This is a genomic window from Neisseria sp. S1 (assembly GCF_048060015.1).
GTDB classification, from domain to species: Bacteria; Pseudomonadota; Gammaproteobacteria; order Burkholderiales; family Neisseriaceae; genus Neisseria; species Neisseria arctica.
Genome location: NZ_JBLUPI010000010.1, coordinates 61,971 through 82,614 on the forward strand (window position 1 = coordinate 61,971; position 20,644 = coordinate 82,614).

General features: G+C 48.8%; 10 protein-coding genes and 1 pseudogene. 3 read left to right on the plus strand and 8 right to left on the minus strand.

Annotated features, from left to right (window positions below; all coding sequences use genetic code 11):
- Positions 1–39: 39 nt before the first annotated feature.
- The 8 genes from ACEPPX_RS08875 to smc all read right to left on the minus strand — a co-directional run bounded on the left by ACEPPX_RS08875 (position 40) and on the right by smc (position 12,133).
- Positions 40–1,446, minus strand: coding sequence for an SLC13 family permease (locus ACEPPX_RS08875; protein WP_416623722.1), 1,407 nt, complete (start codon positions 1,444–1,446; stop codon positions 40–42).
- Positions 1,447–1,739: 293 nt separating this feature from the next.
- Positions 1,740–2,819: a sulfate/molybdate ABC transporter ATP-binding protein gene (locus ACEPPX_RS08880; RefSeq protein ID WP_416623723.1), complete on the minus strand. Its 1,080-nt coding sequence runs from the start codon at positions 2,817–2,819 to the stop codon at positions 1,740–1,742.
- Positions 2,816–3,676 carry a sulfate ABC transporter permease subunit CysW gene (cysW, locus tag ACEPPX_RS08885; RefSeq protein ID WP_047761701.1) on the minus strand — a complete coding sequence of 287 codons (861 nt, stop codon included), beginning with the start codon at positions 3,674–3,676 and terminating at the stop codon, positions 2,816–2,818. Before cysW ends, ACEPPX_RS08880 begins: the two co-directional genes overlap by 4 nt.
- A 58-nt stretch (positions 3,677–3,734) precedes the next feature.
- On the minus strand, positions 3,735–4,571 hold the full coding sequence (gene cysT, locus ACEPPX_RS08890; RefSeq protein ID WP_416623724.1) for a sulfate ABC transporter permease subunit CysT: 837 nt from the start codon (positions 4,569–4,571) through the stop codon (positions 3,735–3,737).
- Positions 4,572–4,865: 294 nt separating this feature from the next.
- Positions 4,866–6,176, minus strand: coding sequence for a sulfate adenylyltransferase subunit 1 (locus ACEPPX_RS08895; protein WP_416623725.1), 1,311 nt, complete (start codon positions 6,174–6,176; stop codon positions 4,866–4,868).
- 257 nt (positions 6,177–6,433) lie between these two features.
- The gene (locus tag ACEPPX_RS08900; protein WP_416623726.1) at positions 6,434–7,633 is read right to left on the minus strand and encodes an acetate kinase; all 1,200 of its coding nucleotides are present in this window, start codon (positions 7,631–7,633) and stop codon (positions 6,434–6,436) included.
- A gap of 150 nt (positions 7,634–7,783) precedes the next feature.
- Positions 7,784–8,299, minus strand: a complete 516-nt coding sequence (locus ACEPPX_RS08905) for a C40 family peptidase (RefSeq protein ID WP_416623727.1) — start codon at positions 8,297–8,299, stop codon at positions 7,784–7,786.
- Between the two features lie 342 nt (positions 8,300–8,641).
- On the minus strand, positions 8,642–12,133 hold the full coding sequence (gene smc / locus ACEPPX_RS08910; protein WP_416623728.1) for a chromosome segregation protein SMC: 3,492 nt from the start codon (positions 12,131–12,133) through the stop codon (positions 8,642–8,644).
- Positions 12,134–12,589: 456 nt separating this feature from the next.
- On the opposite strand from smc, the gene ACEPPX_RS08915 reads away from it, so the two are divergent.
- From ACEPPX_RS08915 to ACEPPX_RS08925, 3 genes and pseudogenes are all read left to right on the plus strand, one after another.
- Complete coding sequence (locus ACEPPX_RS08915; RefSeq protein WP_235284623.1) at positions 12,590–13,492, plus strand: OmpA family protein; 903 nt, start codon at positions 12,590–12,592, stop codon at positions 13,490–13,492.
- Positions 13,493–13,547: 55 nt separating this feature from the next.
- Positions 13,548–20,327, plus strand: coding sequence for an Ig-like domain-containing protein (locus tag ACEPPX_RS08920; RefSeq protein ID WP_416623729.1), 6,780 nt, complete (start codon positions 13,548–13,550; stop codon positions 20,325–20,327).
- 229 nt (positions 20,328–20,556) lie between these two features.
- Positions 20,557–20,644 (plus strand): annotated as a pseudogene (locus tag ACEPPX_RS08925) (IS1595 family transposase); the annotation flags it as partial.

Below are 20,644 nucleotides of genomic sequence, written 5' to 3' on the forward strand. Positions count from 1 at the left end.
TCCGAACGATTTCAGACGGCATGTTTTTTACATTACGAATCAGGCATAAACAAAGTAAGCCCAGAAGCCGACTAAAAGAATACATAAGATATTCAGCAGCATCCCTGTCCGCATCATTTCGCGTTGCTGGATTAACCCCGTGCCAAATACGATGGCATTAGGCGGAGTGGCAACCGGCAGCATAAAGGCGCATGAAGCACCGATACCGATAACAAATACCAATACTTCTTTAGGCAATCCCATTTGGGTGGCAATGCTGGCAAAAATCGGTACCAACAATGCGGCAGAAGCCGTATTACTGGTAAATTCGGTCAGGAAGATAATAAAAGTCGCTACGGCCAAAATCACGATTAAAGGATGGGCGAGGACGAAAGTCGTTGCAATTTGCTGTCCGAGCGCTAATGAAGCGCCTGATTTTTGCAATAGGCTGCTCAGTGCGATACCACCACCGAACAGCATCAATACGCCCCAATCGGTATTGCGGGCAATTTCTTTCCAACGGGCCACGCCGAATACGACTACGGCAATTGCGGCAATTAAAGCTACAACGGTATCAGGATTACTGATGCCGAAAGCAGTTTTAATTTTGTCGCCTGAGATCCACGCAACAACCGCACCAATGAAAATCAACATGGCTAGTACACGATGGAGAGTCCAAGGAATTTCTTCATTGGTAACGGTAACTTTTTCGCTCAAATTCGGGCGTAGGATAACAAACAACGAAATCAACATCAGCGGCAGAATCAGCAGCATCATGGGCAGACCCATTTTCATCCAACCGGCAAAATCCAAATCAAGTGCTTTGGCGGCGATTGCATTGGGCGGAGAACCAACTACGGTTCCCAGGCCGCCGATGCTAGCGCAATAGGCGATCCCGAGTAAGACAAAAACAAACGTTTTACGGTCTTTCTCACGGTCTAGGTGGTCCATCATACCAAGAGCAAGCGGCAGCATCATGGCTGCCGTGGCAGTGTTGCTGATCCACATCGAGAGAAACGCCGTAACGCCGAAAATAGCCAAAATGGCGATTTTCATATTACCGCCTGAAAGCGAGATCAACCATAAGGCGATTTTGCGGTCGAGACGTTGCATATGCAGGGCTGTCGCCAATGCGAAACCGCCGAAGAAAATATAAATAATCGGATCGGCAAAACCTGCCAGAGCAGTTTTCGTATCCATTTCCGGAATGCCGATAATGGCGGCCAATACCGGAATCATCAGCGCGGTCACGGTAATATGTACGGCCTCGGTAAACCATAAGATGGCTACGAAAATTAATACGGCGATACCTTTGTTGGCATTTGTTTCATAGGGAAGAATCTGATAAATCAAAAAACTGACAATAGCGGCAATAAAGGTGATCAGCAGCCCTTTGAAATTAGTAATCGGCAGCTGCGCGCTTAGTAGCTCGACATTGTCGGGGCGTTGGTCTTTCTGTTGGGTCATTGTTTCTCCTGGTCGTATAGGCGCGGATAATTTGAAGTTAATTGCAGTATAAAACGTGATTTTGGCTGGTTTTGCTGCAAATTCACCGATTTATTATAAATGTAACTGTATGTAATCGTAAAGATATTGTTAAGCTGTCTCTTGTGGTTTGACGATGATATGCAGATGGTTTTAATTGTCGGCGTGTCACTTCATATTTCAAAAGCAGTTGGTACTGGTCGGGTGCAGTCGGCAGAGAGCAAGACAAAAGGCCTTCCTTGTTAAAGAAGGCCGTCTGAAACAAGACGGGCTGTTTAAATCGAATAATCAATCAGCTCGTTTTGCGAGAATATATAAATTTGTTTGGGGGTGAGTGCGATTTCTTGTCCGACTGCCAAACCGCGGTGGGCAACTTCACTGTCGGCAAAGCTGACATGGATATCGCGCTTGTCGTGCATTGGTTGCATAGTCAGATGGGTAAGTGCGCCTGCAGCATGGATTTTTTGAATACGGGCTTGCAGCATCGGGGTATTACCATTTTCGGCAATCGTCCATTCGTGCGGGCGGATATAGCCGGTAGCGGTCTGCTCCTGCCAGGCTGCAGTGCTATCCAGCGACCACTTGAAGCCGTTGTATGTCCAAGCACCTTTCTCAATACGCCCTTCGAAGGCATCGGTTTCACCGAGAAACTCGGTAACGAAAGCATTGGCCGGGCGGCGGTAGAGTGTGTCGGCAGTGCCTATTTGTTCGATGCAGCCGTGGTTCATCACAACGATTTCATCGGATACTTCCAGTGCTTCTTCTTGGTCGTGTGTAACCAAAATACTGGTGATGTCCAGCTCGTGGTGGATATCGCGCAACCAAACGCGCAATTCTTTGCGTACTTTGGCATCTAACGCGCCGAACGGCTCATCGAGCAGCAACAATTTCGGCTTGACTGCCAATGCGCGTGCCAAGGCGATGCGTTGGCGTTGGCCGCCTGATAGCTGGTGCGGGTAAGACTTGGCCAAATGGGAAAGTTGTACCAGCTGCAGCAGCTCTTCGACACGCGCGCGGATTTCGGCTTTACCCGGGCGTTGAGCTTTTGGCAGCACGGTCAGGCCGAAAGCGATATTATCGAATACGTTCATGTGACGGAACAGAGCGTAGTGTTGGAATACGAAGCCTACCTTACGCTCGCGTACATGTTTGTCGGTAACGTCTTGCCCGTCAAACAGGATTTTGCCGCTGTCGGCATTTTCCAAACCGGCAATAATGCGCAGCAGGGTAGTTTTTCCGCAACCGGAAGGGCCCAGTAGGGAAGTGAGCTTACCTGTAGGTACGTTGAGGTTGATATTGTTGAGCGCACGAAAGTTTTGGAAAGATTTGTTCAAATTTTGGATGGTGATGCTCATACGCTGCTCCTTTCGGCGGCGGCAAGTTTACGTTCTTGAATGCGGCTGATGATGTTTTGTACGGCAAGGGTGGCCAAAGCCAGCAGTGCCAAGATGCTTGATAAGGCAAACGCGCCGGTAAAGTTGTATTCGTTGTAGAAAATTTCGACCAGCAGCGGCACGGTATTGGTTTCGCCGCGGATATGCCCTGAAACAACGCTGACTGCGCCGAATTCGCCCATAGAGCGGGCATTGGTCAGGATAATGCCGTACAGCAGCGCCCATTTGATGTTGGGCAGGGTGATGCGCCAAAACATCTGCCAGCCGGATGCACCTAAAATCAGTGCGGCTTGCTCTTCGCTGTCGCCTTGTGCCTGCATCAGCGGAATTAGCTCGCGCGCGACAAAGGGAAAAGTAACAAACAGGGTGGCCAGAATAATGCCCGGAATGGCAAAAATGATTTGGATGCCTTGTGCTTCAAGCCAGCCGCCGAATGCGGTGTGTGCGCCGAAAAGCAGAACAAACATCAAACCGGCAACAACGGGCGACACGGAAAACGGTAAATCCAGCAAGGTAGTGAGAAGCTGTTTGCCGCGAAAATCGAAACGGGTCAATAGCCAGGCCATGGCTACGCCTAGTACAGCGTTAACGGGCACCACAATGGCTGCGGTAATTAATGTCAGGCGGATGGCAGACCAAGCTTCAGGATCGGTTAGCGATTGAAGATAAAGGTTCCAGCCACCTTTCAAAGCCTCGTAGAATACGGCGGCCAGCGGTACCACCAGCATCAGCAGTAAAAAGGTGAGCGCAGTGCCAATCAGGATACCGCGCAGCCATTTCGACTCGGTTAGGTTAGGATTGGAAATATTCGTTTTCATGTTTCTCTACTTTTTGTCTTTATTATTTTCAGACGGCCTTTTTTTAGCCTTATAAAAGCTAGGCTTTTGCACCGGCCCGTTTGCTCAAAGCCCATTGGCCGATATTAAGGGCGAATAAAATCACAAATGAAATCATCAGCATGAATAGGGCTACTGCCGAGGCGCCGGTTACGTCGAATTGTTCGAGTTTGCCGGTAATGATAAGAGGCAAGATTTCCGACACCATGGGGATGTTGCCGGCAATAAAAATCACGGAGCCGTATTCTCCCGTAGCACGGGCAAACATCATGCCTGCGCCGGTAAGCAGAGCAGGGGTGATTTCGGGCAGTAGTACGCGGCGGAACGTGGTGAAGCGGCTTGCGCCCAACGTGGCGGCGGCTTCTTCATATTCGCCGGAAAGCTCTTCCAAAACAGGCTGTACCGCCCGCACGATAAAGGGGAGGCTGACAACAACCAATGCAATCCAAATACCAATGGGTGTGAAAGCGATTTTGATATCAAACGGAACAAACCAGCGGCCTAGCCAGCCGTTAGGCGCATAGAGAGTGGCCAAAGCGATACCGGTTACTGCGGTAGGCAGGGCAAAAGGCAGATCAACCAAAGCATTGACCAAGCTTTTGCCGGGAAAGTCGTAACGCACCAAGACCCACGCTACTAATGTGCCGAAGACAATATTGGTAAGCATGGCGTAAAAAGACATTTTCAGACTGAGCCATACGGCGGCTAAAACATTTGGCTCGGAAATGGTACGCCAAAAGCCGTTCCAACCGATATCTGCCGCCTGAACCGCCATCATGGCAAAGGGCAGCACCACCAGCAGCGAAAGGCATAAAACGGTTAGGCCGAAGCTGATTTTGAAGCCGGGTAGTACGCTCGGGGTTTTCAGTAGCAACATAATCGTAAAGTAAGGGAATTTTGATGATGCTTACTTTAGCGAGGCCGTCTGAAAAAGGGAAAGAATGGTTTATTGTATGTAAATGAAGTTTGGTTATATACCCCGGGTGTATGGTGCGTAAGCCGGGTGCTAAAAATGGTCGGAATATTGAGGTAAAAGTCAGTAACAAAAAGGGATAGCCAATACGGATTATCCGACTGATATTTAGAAACGATAAAAGATGCCGTCTGAAACATTCAGACGGCATCTTTAAATAGAGTGTGTTTGCCGGTCATTCAATCAAATAGTAGCCGGTTAAATTTCAAATGTACTTTGTGCCTGCGTGCTGCTGATCATGCCTGCGGCAACGGTGTGGTGTGTCGCTTCGTCGATCAGGATAAACGAGCCGGTAGCCGGATTTTCTTCATATGTGGTAGCAGTAAGCGGTTGCTGTGTTTTCAGGCTAATGCTGCCGATATCGTTTAGTTTCAGTTCGGTGGCGGACTGCACATGGCTTAATGTATGTACATCCCAAATGTAGGAAATTTCATTGATTTTTACGGCGGTAGTTTGGGTCGCTTGTTTCAGCAGATATTTACGGCGCAGATTGAGCGGCGTTTCGTCAAACCAGCATAAGGCCGCCTGAAAGTTTTGACCGGGGCGGGCGGTGTGGGTGGCGGCTAAGATGCTGTCGCCACGGGAAATATCAATGTCTTGATCAAGCGTGATAGTGAGGGTTTCACCTGCTTCGGCGGATTCGGTTTCACCGTCCGGGTTGTAAATTGCGCCGATACGGGCGTTTTTTCCAGAAGGCTGTATAATCACTTCGTCGCCTTTTTTCAGGCGGCCAGACTCCAAGCGGCCTTGATACCCGCGAAAGTCGTCACTGCTGCTGCCGTCTTGGCGGGCAACGCGCTGAACGGGAAAATGAGCAGGCAAGTCGGCACGGCCTTGGCCGGCGACGGGCAGACTCTCGAGCAGCGGCAGCAGCGGTTGGCCTTGATACCAAGGCGTATGCGGGCTGGTTGAAACGATATTGTCGCCTTGCAATGCGCTAATCGGCAGATAATGGATAGTTGCTTGTAAGCCGATTTGGGCGGCTAAGGCGGCATAGGATTCGGTAATCGCACGGTAACGGTTTTCGTCAAAATCAAGCAGATCCAGCTTGTTTACCGCTACGATGATATTCGGGCAGCCCAGCAGTTTTAAAATCGCACTGTGGCGTTTTGTTTGCGGTAGCAAGGCGGCGGGCGAGGTGGAAAAGTCCACGCGGGTGGCGTCAATCAAAATAATCGCAGCATCTGCGGTGGACGCTCCGGTTACCATGTTGCGGGTGTATTGTTCGTGACCGGGCGTATCGGCAATGATGAATTTACGCTTGGCGGTAGCAAAATAGCGGTAGGCAACATCGATAGTAATGCCTTGTTCGCGTTCGGCGGCGAGGCCGTCGGTCAGGCTGGCGAAATCTATATTGCGGCCCTCGGCTGCATCCCGGTTGAGCTTTTCGAGTTGGTCGGTGAGCAGGGTTTTGCTGTCGTAAAGCAAACGGCCGATGAGAGTGGATTTACCGTCATCAACGCTGCCGGCTGTGATAAAGCGCAAAACGGGTGCGGTATTTGCGGACATGGCTTTTTCCTTTTGCAGATGGCTTGAAATTTGGGCTTTACTTTAGCGAGGCCGTCTGAAAAAGGGAAAGAATGGTTTGTTTTAATAAAATGCAATTTCGTTATATATATGACGGATTAGTTGTTTCAGATGGCTTTAGGTGCAGAGGATATGCTGATTGCAGGTGTTCCGGCTTTATTAATATAAGCTATCATGTATCGGGGATAAAAATAAAAAATCCCCTGCTTTAAACAGGGGATTTGCAAAGGAAAAATTGGTTATGCCAAACCAGATAAAGCAGCGGTGTCTTGTGCGATCATCAGCTCTTCGTTGGTCGGAATTACAACTGCTACGGGGCCGCGGCCCTCGGCGGTGATAACGCCCGCATTGCCGAAGCGTGCTTTTTGGTTGGCTTCCGCATCTGCGTCGAAACCCAAGAATGCGAGGTAGCCCAATACTTTGGCGCGGATAACGTCTGAGTTTTCACCAATACCGCCGGTGAATACCAGCGCATCGATGCCACCTGCCGCAACAGCCATGCCAGCAACGTATTTGGCCAAACGGTAAGCAAAGATTTCCAGTGCCAACACTGCGCCTTCATGGCCTTTGGCAGCTTCTTCTTCAATAGTACGGCAGTCGCTGGAGAGCTCGGAAATACCCAGCAGACCTGATTTTTTATTGAGTAAATCAGTGATTTCGGTGATGGTCATGCCGGTGTTTTGGGCAAGGAAAGAGAATACGCTAGGATCAATGTCGCCGCTGCGGGTACCCATAACCAAGCCTTCCAAAGGGGTTAAGCCCATGCTGGTGTCGCGGCATTCGCCGTTCTGAACGGCGGCAATAGATGCGCCGTTGCCGAGGTGGGCGATTACCATGCGCAGGCTGTTTTTGTCTTTACCCAAGAAACGGGCAGCTTCGTCGGCAACGAAACGGTAGCTGGTACCATGGAAGCCGTAACGACGCAGGCCGTATTTGCGGTAAAGTTCGCGTGGCACGGCGTAAGTGTAGGCGTGTTCGGGCATGGTTTGGTGGAATGCGGTATCGAATACGGCAACATTGGGCAGACCGGGGAAAATGGTTTGTGCGGCGCGGATACCCAGTAGGTTGGCAGGGTTGTGCAGCGGTGCCAGCGGGATACATTTTTCGATACCGGCTATAACGTCTTCATTAATCAGGATTGAATCGCTGTATGTTTCGCCGCCGCTTACTACACGGTGGCCAACGGCGGCTACGCGGTCGGCCAGGTTGCGGGTTTGCAATTCTTCCATCAGAGCGCCTACGGCACCGGTGTGGTCGGGTTGTTGGGTTAATTCTACTTTGTGTTTTTCGCCGTTTGCTTTAAAGGTGATGTAGGCATCCGGCAGATTTAGTTTTTCCGCCAAGCAGCTCAGGATCACTTCGCCGCTGCCATTGTCGAGCACGGCGCCTTTTAAAGAAGAACTGCCGCAGTTTAATACCAAAATCAGTTGGGAAGACATTAAAAACTCCTAGTGTTTAGTTTGGATTTATCATAAAAAATAGAATGATAAAGAAAAGTGATTGTTGAGCGGGCTATATTCTAACAAAATTTCTTGTCCGGCGGCATTTTGCTTGAAATAGTGTTATAAAATTTCTGTTTTTGGGGCTAATCAGAAAAATGTACCGGCACCGACATAACGGTCGGCAAAATAACGATTGTTCATTTGTTCGGTACGGATGGTTCCTCTGCTTGAGGGCGCGTGGATGAATTGGCCGTTGCCGATATAAAGGCCAACGTGGGAATATTTACTGGAGCCGCCGGTGTTAAAGAAAACCAAATCTCCCGTTTTAAGGTTTTTGGGGGAAATAGGGCGGGCGGCCGCAGCCATATCGCGTGCGGTACGGGGCAGTTGTACGCCGAGAGCGTTTTGATAAACAAACTGTACCATGCCGCTGCAATCAAAACCTGTAGCCGTGCTGTTGCCACCATATTTATAAGGTGTGCCGATCAGGCTCATGCTGTGTAACATCAGCTCTTGAGAGGCCTGATCACGGCCGATGTGGGTGATTTTGATTTTCTGAGTTTGAATACTGCTTATTTTGGTTTTAGGTGCTTTGCTACTGCCGCAGGCGGCCAGTTGGAGAATGGAAACGGCGAGAATGGTGGATTGGAACAGGGTTTTCATTAGGATGACTTAATCGATGGCAGTGGAATACTATTGATTATAGTAGAACTAGGCGATTAAGCAGGTAAACAGTTTGCGGATATGCATTTTATTGTTGTATTTGCTGTTTAAGCAGATTTGTTTTTCGGCTTTTTAGAGGCCGTCTGAAACTTTACAAGAATAGTTTGTGGCCGTGTAATAGCCGCGAGGAATAATCTTTTTATCGGCATAATATAAATATGTATGTAAGCCTGTTACCGATATTAGATATGATGTGTTTTCTATTTTATCGGGTTATAAATATTGAGGCCGTCTGAATTTTCTTACGGATATTTTCAGACGGCCTGTTTCAATTGTGGCAAATTATGCAGGCTCGGCCATACTGAGTGCTTGTTGGATATCAACGGCCACAATACGCGATACGCCTTTTTCCTGCATGGTTACACCGATCAGCTGTTCGGCCATTTCCATGGTGAGCCGGTTATGGGAAATATAGAGGAACTGGGTTTGTGCCGACATTTCTTTCACCAGATTGCAGAAGCGGCCGGTATTGGCGTCATCCAGCGGTGCATCGACTTCGTCCAGCAGGCAGAAAGGTGCGGGGTTTAGGCTGAAGAGTGCGAACACCAAGCTCATGGCGGTAAGGGCTTTTTCTCCGCCGCTGAGCAGGTGGATAGTACTGTTTTTCTTGCCGGGCGGGCGGGCCATGATGGATACGCCCGCTGAGAGCAAATCGTCGCCTATCATATGCAGCTTTGCTTCGCCGCCGCCGAAAAGGGTCGGGAAGAAGGTTTGTACCTTTTCATTAACCGCATCGAAGGTTTCTTTAAAGCGCGCTTTTGTTTCGTCGTCGATTTGAGAGATGGCTTCTTCGAGCAAATCAATAGCGGATTGTACGTCTTCGCTTTGGCTTCGGTAATAGCCGTCGCGTTCACGTGCTTCTTCCAGCTCTTCCAGTGCGGCCAGGTTTACGGCACCGAGTGCTTGGATTTTTTGTGCCAAATTGCTGATATCTTCACTTAGTGCGTTGAGATTACCCGAGGCATCTGCGAGGTTTTCGAGTTCACTTAGATCAGCATTGCGAACGGCGAGATTTTCGTGGAAACGTTTGGCATTAAGCAAGGCTTCTTGCTGTTGCAGCAGGGCGGTTTGTGTGGCGGCTTGCAGCTGGGGCAGTTTTGCCGATAGAGCCTGTTGCTGTGTATATTGTTGCCGCCCTTGTTCCTGTGTGGCTGAAAGCTGATCTTGGATACCGAGATACGCTTCATCCAAGGTTTGTACTTCTTCACCCAAACTTTGTAGTTTGATGTGTTGTTCGTCATTTTGCTGTTCGGCTTCGTAAGCCAGTGCCAGTTCGCTTTGGCGTTCCTGCCAGTCAAGCGTTTGTTGCTCGAGCTGGACAAGCTGTTGCTCTCGACTTTGTTTTTGCTGTTGCAGTTTGTGTACGGCTACTTCGACCAAGCCGTATTGGCGATTGGCTTCTAAAAGGGCGAGTTGCGCCTGCTTGAGTTGGTTTTGTTGCTGTTGGCGGCTGCCCGAAGTGGTTTGTTGTTGTGTTTCCAGCTCCGAACATGCTTCGGTGAGTGTGGCGATGTCGTCTTCGAGGCCGTCTGAAGTTTGCTCGAGTATCAGCTGCTCTTCTTCGAGTTGCAGTAGTTCCCGGGTGATATGTTCGCGGCGGATTTGCCCTTGGTTGGTACGGGCCAGTAGTTCGGCTGCACGGGTTTGAGCGGCCTGGTACTGTTGATTGTGTTGCTTCTGCTGCTGTTGTAGGTTTTTATAGTGTTGTTCGGCGGCAAGAAGGGCGCTATGACTTTGGTTACGTTGTTGTTCTGCTGCCGCCAGCTTTGGTGTGAGTGTAGCCAATTCGGTGTTAAGCTCGTCTAAGCGGGCCTTACGGGAAATTAGATTTTCTTGCCCTGCCTCTGCGTAAAGTAATACGCCGGCTCGGTCGACTTGGTGTCCTTCTGGAGTAAGCCAAAGTTGTTTGCCTTGTAAGTCGCCTTGGTGGGCAAGGGCATAGTCTAGATCCGGGGCGCATAATACGCCGTCCAACCAATGGTGCAAAGCAGCTTGGAATGCGCCTTGAGCATGAATTTGGTTAAGAAGGGCCTGAGCCGGCAGTGATTTTTTTAGGCCGCTGCTGAGTTTGTTGTCGATCCAAGCTGCCCGCCCGTTCGGTAGAGGGGTAGGAGGGTGGAATGTAACTGGTACGGCTCGGGCATGCAGTCGTTCGGCCAGAAATGCACTTAGGGCATGCTGCCATTGGGCTGGTGCTTGTATGTGTTGCCAAAGTTGGGGCATTTCTACAGCGTCGGTATGCTGCCAGAAATCGCTGTTGGCATTGTCTTGCGCAAGTAATTGGGTAAGAGCCTGTTGTTGGGCGGTTAGTGTGATGTGTTGCTGTTGAATTGACTGATGATTCGCCGAGGCCGTCTGAAAATCATTTTGCAGGGTTTCAAGTTGTGTTTCCGCAGCCAGCAATTGTTCTTCATAATGTTCTTGTTGGCTTTGCAATAAGGCTGCCTGCTCTTGCGCTGCTTCGGTATCTGCTCCGGCGGGCAGGTTCAAGGCCTTATTTTCTTCGTCTAAGCGTTGGCGGCGCTGAGCATGCTGTTTGACGGTTGCTTGGGCGTGAGCCAACTGTTGTTGTTTGAGAGCCAATTCACGCTTGATACGGTTGTATTCGTCTTGTTGGGCTTGGAATGCATTGTTTAAATTAGATTGCGCTTCTTCAAGCTCGGGCAGGCGTTCTTCATGCTCGGCAACTTGCATCGCCAGTTCGGCTAGCTCAACTTGCTTGTTTTCAATTTGGATATCGTGTTCTTCAATCTCCGCATGAATTTCTTGCTGTTGCTGGTGGATACGCTGCAACTGGGCTTGTGCCGCTGCTTTATCACGTTCGATACGCTGGTGTAGGGTTTGTTGGTGGCGGATTTGTTCTTCTAGGCGGGCGATTTGTTCACGCAGCACACTGCGACGGTTGCTGATATCTTGTACTTGTATCTGTTGCGCTTGCTCTGTAGCTTGCAGTGCATGAATTTGTTCTGTCAAAGCTTGGATTTGCGCGGCCGTTTCGTCTTGTTGTTGTTGGAACTGCCGGTGTTGTGCAGTAGCTTTGTCTGCATTAGCCAAGGCTTGTTGCCATTGCAGGTAATCCAGTAAATCTTGTTGCTTTGATAGCTGTTGTGTAAGGGTTTTGTAGCGTTGGGCCGTTTCGGCTTGCTTTTCAAGTTTTTCAACCTGGCGGGCCAATTCGTTTTGCAAATCTGCCAAACGTTGCAAATGCTCGCGGGTATCTTTCAGACGGCCTTCTGTTTCTTTGCGCCGCTCTTTATATTTAGATACGCCTGCCGCCTCCTCTATATATGCACGTAACTCTTCGGGGCGCGCTTCGATAATCCGGGAAATCATGCCTTGTTCGATAACGGCATAACCACGCGCGCCCACACCCGTTCCCAAGAAAAGGTCGGTGATATCTCGGCGGCGGACAACTTGATTATTGATAAAGTAGGTGGATTCTCCTTGTCGGGTCAGTTGGCGTTTGATACTGACTTCAGCATATTGCCCCCACGGTCCTTGTAGAGAGTGGTCTGCATTATTGAAAACAAGCTCTACAGAAGCGCGTGGAGCGGGACGGCGGGTCGCCGCACCATTAAAAATCACATCCTGCATGCTTTCACCGCGTAATTGCTTGGCGGAAGCCTCTCCCAGTACCCAGCGAACTGCATCGATTACGTTGGATTTTCCGCAGCCGTTTGGGCCTATTACTGCAACGAGTTGTCCCGGTACGTGAATGGTTGTGGGATCGGTAAAAGATTTAAACCCTGCAAGTTTAATATGGGTAAGGCGCATGTCGGTGAAGTTTGCTTTGAAAAAAGACTGCTATTTTAGCTGAAAATTATTATTAAGTGATGGATTTTTCGGATAGAAAATACTTGGATTATATAGTGCAAGACGGGTTTAAATTTCAAGTGGAATATTTGATTGGTCGCCGGATAAATTTGAATATTCGAATTATATCCTAAGCTGATTACTCTAAATTACTTGTGTAAAGCGGATTGTTGCAGAAAAGTAACGGGTGAAACTACCACTTATCAGGTTAACTAACCGTATAGGTATGCTAAAGAAATGCGAGATAAAATGCCTTTATCATCTTAAATATAGTAAAGGGGTTATTATCTATTGTCTGCCGATTTGCTGGGGATTTTGTTTCGGCAGATATATCGGGGATGTTTCTGTCTTAAGTTAACCTCTTAAAATTAAAACAATTTATTAAAATTTATATTCAAATAAAATTAGGAGCCTGTCATGATGTTTTCTCGTCGCCATTTAGTTTGGGTTTTGTTACCGTTTTTCGCTACAGGTTGCGTCACTCACTCTAAAGTGACTTGGGTTGATACTAAAGACATTGTATACAGCACTTCAGTTCCAGAGGGGCGCTCTTCAGTAGTGTTTTACCGATCTAGTGACGCAATTGACGGACCAACGGTAAATATTTATGTAAATGGTGAATATCTGGGTTCGCTGCAGCCCAATGCATACCGTCAGGAAACAGTATGTGCGCAAAATCAACGTTTCCATGCGGATTTTACAAATCAAGATCGCGCATATCGTAAAAAGGCCGACTTAGGGGATTACTATAATCTTCCTGAGGCGGCTGTATCTTTCTTTAAAATTACCAACAATAATGGCCAGCCGGCTTTGGAACCCGTAACTCCGGAGCAGGCTGAGGCTGATTTAAAAGGCGTTCAGCAGCAAAACCATACTTTGTCACGCGTATCAAAAGCCAGCCAATGTGCCGAAGTATTGAAAAAATACAGCTTGCAGGCTTCGGCTTTATTTAAATTTGATCGTTCCGAATATAAAGATATGTTGCCTCAGGGTAAACGTGAGGTAGCTGCAGTTTCTGATGATATCAAGCAAAATCTCAATCGGGTCAGCAGCATTTCCGTAATCGGTCATACCGATCCGGAAGGTAGTGATATTTATAACAATAAATTGTCGACTGCTCGTGCTGCTACTGTGAAAAAAGCGTTGATGGAAAGTGGCCTCCAAGGTGGAATGATTGTTGCCGAGGGACGCGGTAAAAAAGAGTTGTTGGTAACTAACTGCCGTGCTCAACATCCGAAAAATGCCAAAGCTCGCCAAGAGTGTGATCAGCCTAATCGTAGGGTAGAGATTCTGCTTCATGGTGAAAAAGCTGCAAAATAAATTAGTAAAAATAAATACATATATCAAATAAAATAGAAAAGATAAGGTGAATCAAATGGCGAAAAACATTACGCTCAATATTAATAATGCTAAAGAAGTAGTGGAAAGCATCAAAATTCAGACTGCCAGTGGTGAGGCTGTCCGTATTGCGGCGCAACCGGGTGTGAATTATCAATTTATTGATGACCTAACTCAGTTCGGCCCTGAAAATATCATGATTAAGCGTGTTGGGGACGACTTGTTTGTAGCGGTTGAAGGTACAGATATTGCTAATCCCGATTTAGTGATTGAGGGATACTACTCGGGTAAAACCAGTGCGTATAAAGATAGCTTGCTGATCGGGCAGCATGAGAACGGTAATATTTATCCCTATATCCCAGAAAGTACCCTTCCGGAGGATGCGGTAACCTTGCTGGCTGAAGAAGTACAAGCCGGTCAAGCTTTGGGTGGAGAAGTGATCCAAGCTTTATGGATGCCGAATCCATTATGGTTATTGGCTTTGATGCCGTTGGCCGCATTGGGAGCGCAAGGGGGTAATAATAACGATACTCCAGTTCCAGAGCTTCCTGCTCCTGAAATCACAGTTGATGCGCCAGACCTGACTAATGATAATACCCCGACTATTAGTGGTAAGACTGATGCTGAGCCGGGACAAACAGTTTCTGTATTGATTACAGACGCGGAAGGCAAGCAACAAACAGTTACTACTACAGTTAAAGATGACGGCACCTATGAAGTGGATGTAAAAGAGCCTTTGGCTGATGGAGAGTATACTGCTGAAGCAACTGTGAATAATAAGGCTGGTAAAACAGCTACTGCTACTGATCCTGGAACGGTAGATACAATGGCGCCAAGTGTTCCTGTTGTAACTATTATCGAAGATAAAAATAATGATGGCTATATCAGTTCTGATGAATTAGATGGTGATATCAATGTAACTGTAACGTTGCCACGAGATGCCGTAGCGGGAGACACGCTGAACGTCGACACCAACGGCGACGGCACACCCGACTTCAGCCACGTACTGACGGAAGCCGACATCGTTAAAGGCAGCGTAGACGTACCGGGCGTTAAGAATCCCGGCGAAGGTAAGACCCTGACCGTAGAGGCCTGGGTGACCGATCCTGCCGGCAACAGCGGCGAGAAAGGCCGCGACAGCGCCGAAATCGACACCCAAGCACCGGGTGCGCCGACGGTTGAAATCAAAGACGGCGGCGACGGCTATGTGAACGGCGAAGAAGCCAAAGGCGGCGTAGAAGTATTGATCACCCCGCCGAAAGACGCGAAGCCGGGCGACGTATTGGAAGTTGACTATGACGGCGACGGCAAACCGGACTTTACCAAAGAGCTGACGCCGGAAGACATTGCGGGCGGGGTAACCGTAACCGTACCGGAAGACAAGATTCCGACGGATGGCAAACTGGTGGTTGAAGCGACGGTAACCGACGCGGCGGGCAACACCGGCCCCAAAGGCAGCGACAGCACCCAAGCCGATACTGCCGTACCGAACAACGGCGTAGCACCGGTAGTGGAAATTACCGAAGATGCCAATAACGACGGCTTCATCAACCGCGAAGAGCTGGATGGCGCGGTAGACGTTAAAGTCAGCTTCGACGGAGACAAAGTATCCGTAGGCGACGTTGTGAAAGTGACTTCGGGCGGCGTTACCAAAGAAGTGACCGTTACGGCCGAAGACAAAGCCAAAGGCTACGTGACCACCGAATTCGACGCACCGGCCCACGGCAGCGAAATGGTTGTGACCGCAGTGATTGCGGACAAAGCCGGCAACGTTTCCGAGGAAGGCCGCGACAGCGCCAAACTGGATCTGAGCGATTTGGTTTCAGACGGCGTCAGCATCGTGATTGACGAAGATGCCAATAACGACGGCTTCATCAGCAAAGAAGAGCTGCAAGGCAGCATCGACGTTACCGTTACCCTGCCCAAACAGGCAGTGGCGGGTGATCTGCTGGTCGTGACCGCCACGGGCAACACCCCGAAAGAAATCACGCTGACCCAGGCCGATATCGATGCGGGCAAAGTCAGCACCAGCTTCACCGCACCGGGCAACGGCACCGAGTTTGTCGCCACAGCGCAAGTGAGCGATGCCGCAGGCAATAAGAGCAATGTTGCCGAAGACAAAGCGACGTTGAAACTGGACGAGCCTGGCGCACCGGTAGTCACCATCGTTGAAGACAAAAACAACGACGGCTACATCAACGCGGACGAATTGGACGGCGACATCAACGTATCGGTAGAGTTGCCGAAAGGAGCGGTTGCGGGTGATACCCTGACCGTCACCGACAACGCCGGCAACGAACAAAAAGTCGTACTGACGCCCGAACAAATTGCCGCAGGCAAAGTAGAAGTTACCCTGCCGGCACCGCAAGACGGCGGTAAGATCGAAGTAAGCGCGACCGTAACCGACGTAGCCGGTAACACCGGTCCGGCGGGTACCGATTCCGCCACCGTAGACACTACCGTATACAAAGGTCTGGTGATCGAAATTACCGAAGATGCCAACAACGACGGCTACATCAACGCGGCCGAGTTGAAAGGCAACGACATCGATGTACGCGTTACCCTGCCGGAAGGCGCGGCAGCCGGCGATACCCTGACGGTAAGCGGCAGCGGCAATACCGACAAAGTGATCATGCTGACACCGGAGCAAGTAAAAGCCGGTTACGTGGACGTGAAATTCAATCCGACGGGTGACAACACCGACTTCGTAGCGACCGCCTCTATCCGTGATGCGGCAGGCAACAGCGCCGGTCCGGTTAACGACAGCGCCCGTCTGCAACTGAGCGCACCGGGCAAACCGATCGTGACCATTACCGAAGACGCGAACAACGACGGCTTCATTAACGGTAAAGAACTGAACGGCGACATCGGCGTCAACGTAGCGCTGCCGGCGACAGCCGTAGCGGGAGACACGCTGAACGTCGACACCAACGGCGACGGCACACCCGACTTCAGCCACGTACTGACGGAAGCCGACATCGTTAAAGGCAGCGTAGACGTACCGGGCGTTAAGAATCCCGGCGAAGGTAAGACCCTGACCGTAGAGGCCTGGGTGACCGATCCAGCCGGCAACAGCGGCGAGAAAGGCCGCGACAGCGCCGAGATCGACACCCAAGCACCGGGTGCGCCGACAGTTGAAATCAAAGACGGCGGCGACGGCTATGTGAACGGCGAAGAAGCCAAAGGCGGCGTAGAAGTATTGATCACCCCGCCGAAAGACGCGAAGCCGGGCGACGTATTGGAAGTTGACTATGACGGCGACGGCAAACCGGACTTTACCAAAGAGCTGACGCCGGAAGACATCGCGGGCGGTGTTACCGTAACCGTGCCGGAAGACAAGATTCCGACGGACGGGCCGCTAGAAGTAAGCGCGACCGTAACCGACGCGGCCGGCAATACCGGCCCCAAAGGCAGCGACAGTGTTAATGTTGATACCAAAGCACCTACTATAGACATCAACCACATTGCCGGTGATAACCAAGGTGCGACGGATGCCGACGGCTATGCTGTAATCAATGCGGCGGACAAACAAAACGGCTTCAACGTATCGGGTGTAACCGATGCGGAGAACGGTCAGACCGTAGTTGTGAAAGTATTGGATGGCAACACAGAGGTGGCCAGCTATACCACTACCGTGACTAACGGTACATGGAGTGCTGCCGTACCTGCGGGAGCTGCTTGGGTTACCGACGGTAGAGCGTATAGCTTCAGCGCCAGCGTTACCGACAAAGCAGGTAATACAGCTACTGACGTAGACGTAACCAAAGCTACCGACTTGACTGCTCCGAATGCCAATACGACCAAACTGGTTATCAGCAGTGTGGCAGGTGATGACGTATTGAACGGCCAAGAATCTGTTGCTGCTGAAGTTCCGGTGGTAGGCAAAGTAAGCGGTGAATTTAAAGCCGGAGACGTCGTAACCGTAGTGGTTAACGGCAACAGTTACACAAGCAAAGTAGATGCACAAGGTAACTTCACCGTTAAAGTCAAAGGTAGCGATTTGGCGGCCGATGCGGATAAGGTAGTAGATGCCAGCATCACGACTACAGACGCGGCAGGCAATACCGGTACGATAACTGCTACCCGTCCGTACACAGTGGATGGAAAGGTCTCTATCGATATCAACCACATTGCAGGTGAGAACCAAGGTGCGACCGATGCCGACGGCTATGCTGTAATCAATGCGGCCGACAAACAAAACGGCTTCAACGTATCGGGTGTAACCGATGCGGAGAACGGTCAGACCGTAGTCGTGAAAGTATTGGACGGCACTAAAGAAGTAGCCAGCTACACCACTACCGTGACTAACGGTACATGGAGTACTGCCGTACCTGCGGGAGCTGCTTGGATTACCGACGGTAAAGCTTACAGCTTTAGCGCCAGCGTTACCGACAAAGCAGGTAATACAGCTACTGACGTAGACGTAACCAAAGCTACCGACTTGACTGCTCCGAATATTACTGTGGATGCTCCTGATAACAGTAATGACAATACACCGACTATTACAGGTACGACGAATGCACCTGCCGGTTCGGTAGTAACTATTTCTGTTACAGACAGCAATAGCCAAGTACAAACCTTCACGGCAGTAGTGCAGCAAGATGGTACATACCGTGCAGATGTTCCGAATCCGCTTGCGGACGGTAATTATCTTGCAACAGTTACCGTAAAAGATCCGGCCGGTAATGAAGCAAGGGCACGAGATTTAGGTAGTATTGATACTGTTAATCCGACTGTATCTGTGAATGACGCCAATCTTGCAGTGAAAGAGGCTTCAGGTGCTAGCGTAAGCGGTATTATTAAAGTTAGCGATAGTAATGGTGTAGCTTCCGTGACCGTTGGTGGCAAAGATGTAACTTCTGCTACTACTTCTACGCCTGTAGTTATTACCACTGCTAAAGGTACCTTGACGATTACCGAATACAATGCTTCTACCGGTGTGGTTTCTTACACTTATAAAGAAGCTAATAAAGCACAAGATCACAGCCAGGGAGATTTATCAGTACGTGACAGCTTCATCGTAACCGTACGTGATAAAGCGGGTAATATGGTGATGGACAGCTTGGATGTCGTCATTACAGATACTGTTCCGGTTGCAGCTAATGATGCGAAGGCCATCAATGAGGGAGATGCTAGCGTAAGCGGTAACTTGTTGACGAATGATGTAATTGGTGCGGATACGCCTGTAACTGTAAGTGTTGCCAAACCAACTGGAAATTACGGTGTCTTGACGGTGGATGCAGCAGGTAACTACAAATACGATTTGAACTCTGCAAACCCAGCTGTTAAAGCATTGAAAGACGGTGAAACTCTGAAAGAAACCTTCAGTTATACCGTTACTGATGCAGACGGTGACCGTAGTACTGCCCAGCTGACTATTACGATTAATGGTGCCAGCGATAAATCTGTTATTGGCACTAACAAGCCTGATGTTATTACAGGTGGCAATGGAGATGATGTACTGGTCGGCGATACAGGCGGTTCTGAAATCATCATTACCCCGGGGGCTAATTACAATGTAATGATCCTCTTGGATAATTCGAACAGTATGAACTTCTTTAAAGCGGCTAATGGTTTGACTTATGGTGAGATGGCTAAGAAATCATTGTTGAAGTTGGCAAATGATTTGGCCGGGCATGATGGTAAGATTAACGTTGCATTCATGACTTTCAACAAAGTATCAAATATGCAGTTGAGCATAAAAGACTTGAATGGCAGCAATGTTGATCAATTAATCAATAAGATTAATAGCTTAACATTTACGGATGCAACCAACTATGATGATGCTTTCCGTGATGCGACAACTTGGCTAAATAGCGTTTCATCAAATGGCTATAAGAATGTTACTTATTTCTTAACTGATGGTGAACCGACTACTTATGGTACAACCGGTTGGATTAATGGTGCTTATGTAACACAAACATCAATGGATGCCGCCTTGTCTAGCTTTAAAGGGTTAGCAGCTGTTTCTGATGTACATGCTATCGGATTCTCAAAAGGTATTGCTGATACTACATTGAAGTATTTTGATAATACTTCTGATAGTGGGTTGGTGTATAAACAAGAATGGCAAAATTATTTTGCACCGTCAGGCTACAGTACTGTTAAGCTGAGTGGCTACACCGGTGAGTCAACAATTGTTAGCAATCCTGACGAGTTGGATGCCGCATTGCAACATGGTACTACCCAAATTCATTTGGACAGCGTTTCAAATGATGTAATCAGCGGCGGTGCAGGTGATGATATTCTGTTTGGTGATACAATCAACACGGATCATCTGTCTTGGGTGAATGCTAACACTGGTACTGTATATACAGCAGATAACCATGATGGCCAAAGTATTAATGCGCTGAAAGAGTACATTAAGTGGACTGATAACAGTGGTGTTGATGCTACCGGCGATCAAATCAATAGCTATATCCGTAGCAACTGGCAAGATTTGTTGGATGGCCGCAGTGATGGTGGAGATGATACGCTAAACGGTGGTAGCGGTAATGACATTCTGTTTGGCGGAGCCGGAAACGATACGCTGACTGGCGGTGAAGGTGCCGATCAGTTTGTATTCCTGGCCAACAGCAACAGTGGTCAAGATATCATTACTGATTTTGAGGCCGGTGTGGATAAAGTAGTGTTTGCCGACTTGGTAAGCCCTGCTCAGTTGAAAGGTGCTGTTTGGAATGATGCAACTCATACCTTGAGCTTTACCGGTGTGGGCAGCGATGGCCAAACTTATAACAACAGTATCACTTTCAAAGGAATGGCTTCAGGTCAAACCCTCAGTACTATTTTGGATAACCATGTTGAATTTATCGGTTAAAGTTGTCTGAATATATCGCACTATCAAAGCCCTGCCGCAAAAGCAGGGCTTTTATTATTTATTTAGATAAGGCTGTCTGAACATAAGGTTGTTTGGAAGATAAAAGATATAGGTGATATGGTTACCACGTTTTGAGTGTTTCAAATAATGTTTTGAATAAATGGTAAACTTTGTTTGCAGAAAAAAATTTGGGGCTGTATTAGATTGGCAGTTATGTTACCCTTTAAAAATGAAGATAACACACTGTAAACTATCTAAAAAAGTACAAAAAAAGTTGCTTGAATTTTTTGTACTTGAGGTAACCGCCCGTTCTGCTG

Bases quoted from the DNA above. Each gene is read 5' to 3' on its own strand.
- smc (WP_416623728.1), bottom strand. From the start codon at position 12,133: ATGCGCCTTACCCATATTAAACTTGCAGGGTTTAAATCTTTTACCGAT.
- ACEPPX_RS08905 (WP_416623727.1), bottom strand. From the start codon at position 8,299: ATGAAAACCCTGTTCCAATCCACCATTCTCGCCGTTTCCATTCTCCAA.
- ACEPPX_RS08900 (WP_416623726.1), bottom strand. From the start codon at position 7,633: ATGTCTTCCCAACTGATTTTGGTATTAAACTGCGGCAGTTCTTCTTTA.
- ACEPPX_RS08895 (WP_416623725.1), bottom strand. From the start codon at position 6,176: ATGTCCGCAAATACCGCACCCGTTTTGCGCTTTATCACAGCCGGCAGC.
- ACEPPX_RS08880 (WP_416623723.1), bottom strand. From the start codon at position 2,819: ATGAGCATCACCATCCAAAATTTGAACAAATCTTTCCAAAACTTTCGT.
- ACEPPX_RS08875 (WP_416623722.1), bottom strand. From the start codon at position 1,446: ATGACCCAACAGAAAGACCAACGCCCCGACAATGTCGAGCTACTAAGC.
- cysW (WP_047761701.1), bottom strand. From the start codon at position 3,676: ATGAAAACGAATATTTCCAATCCTAACCTAACCGAGTCGAAATGGCTG.
- ACEPPX_RS08915 (WP_235284623.1), top strand. From the start codon at position 12,590: ATGATGTTTTCTCGTCGCCATTTAGTTTGGGTTTTGTTACCGTTTTTC.
- ACEPPX_RS08920 (WP_416623729.1), top strand. From the start codon at position 13,548: ATGGCGAAAAACATTACGCTCAATATTAATAATGCTAAAGAAGTAGTG.
- cysT (WP_416623724.1), bottom strand. From the start codon at position 4,571: ATGTTGCTACTGAAAACCCCGAGCGTACTACCCGGCTTCAAAATCAGC.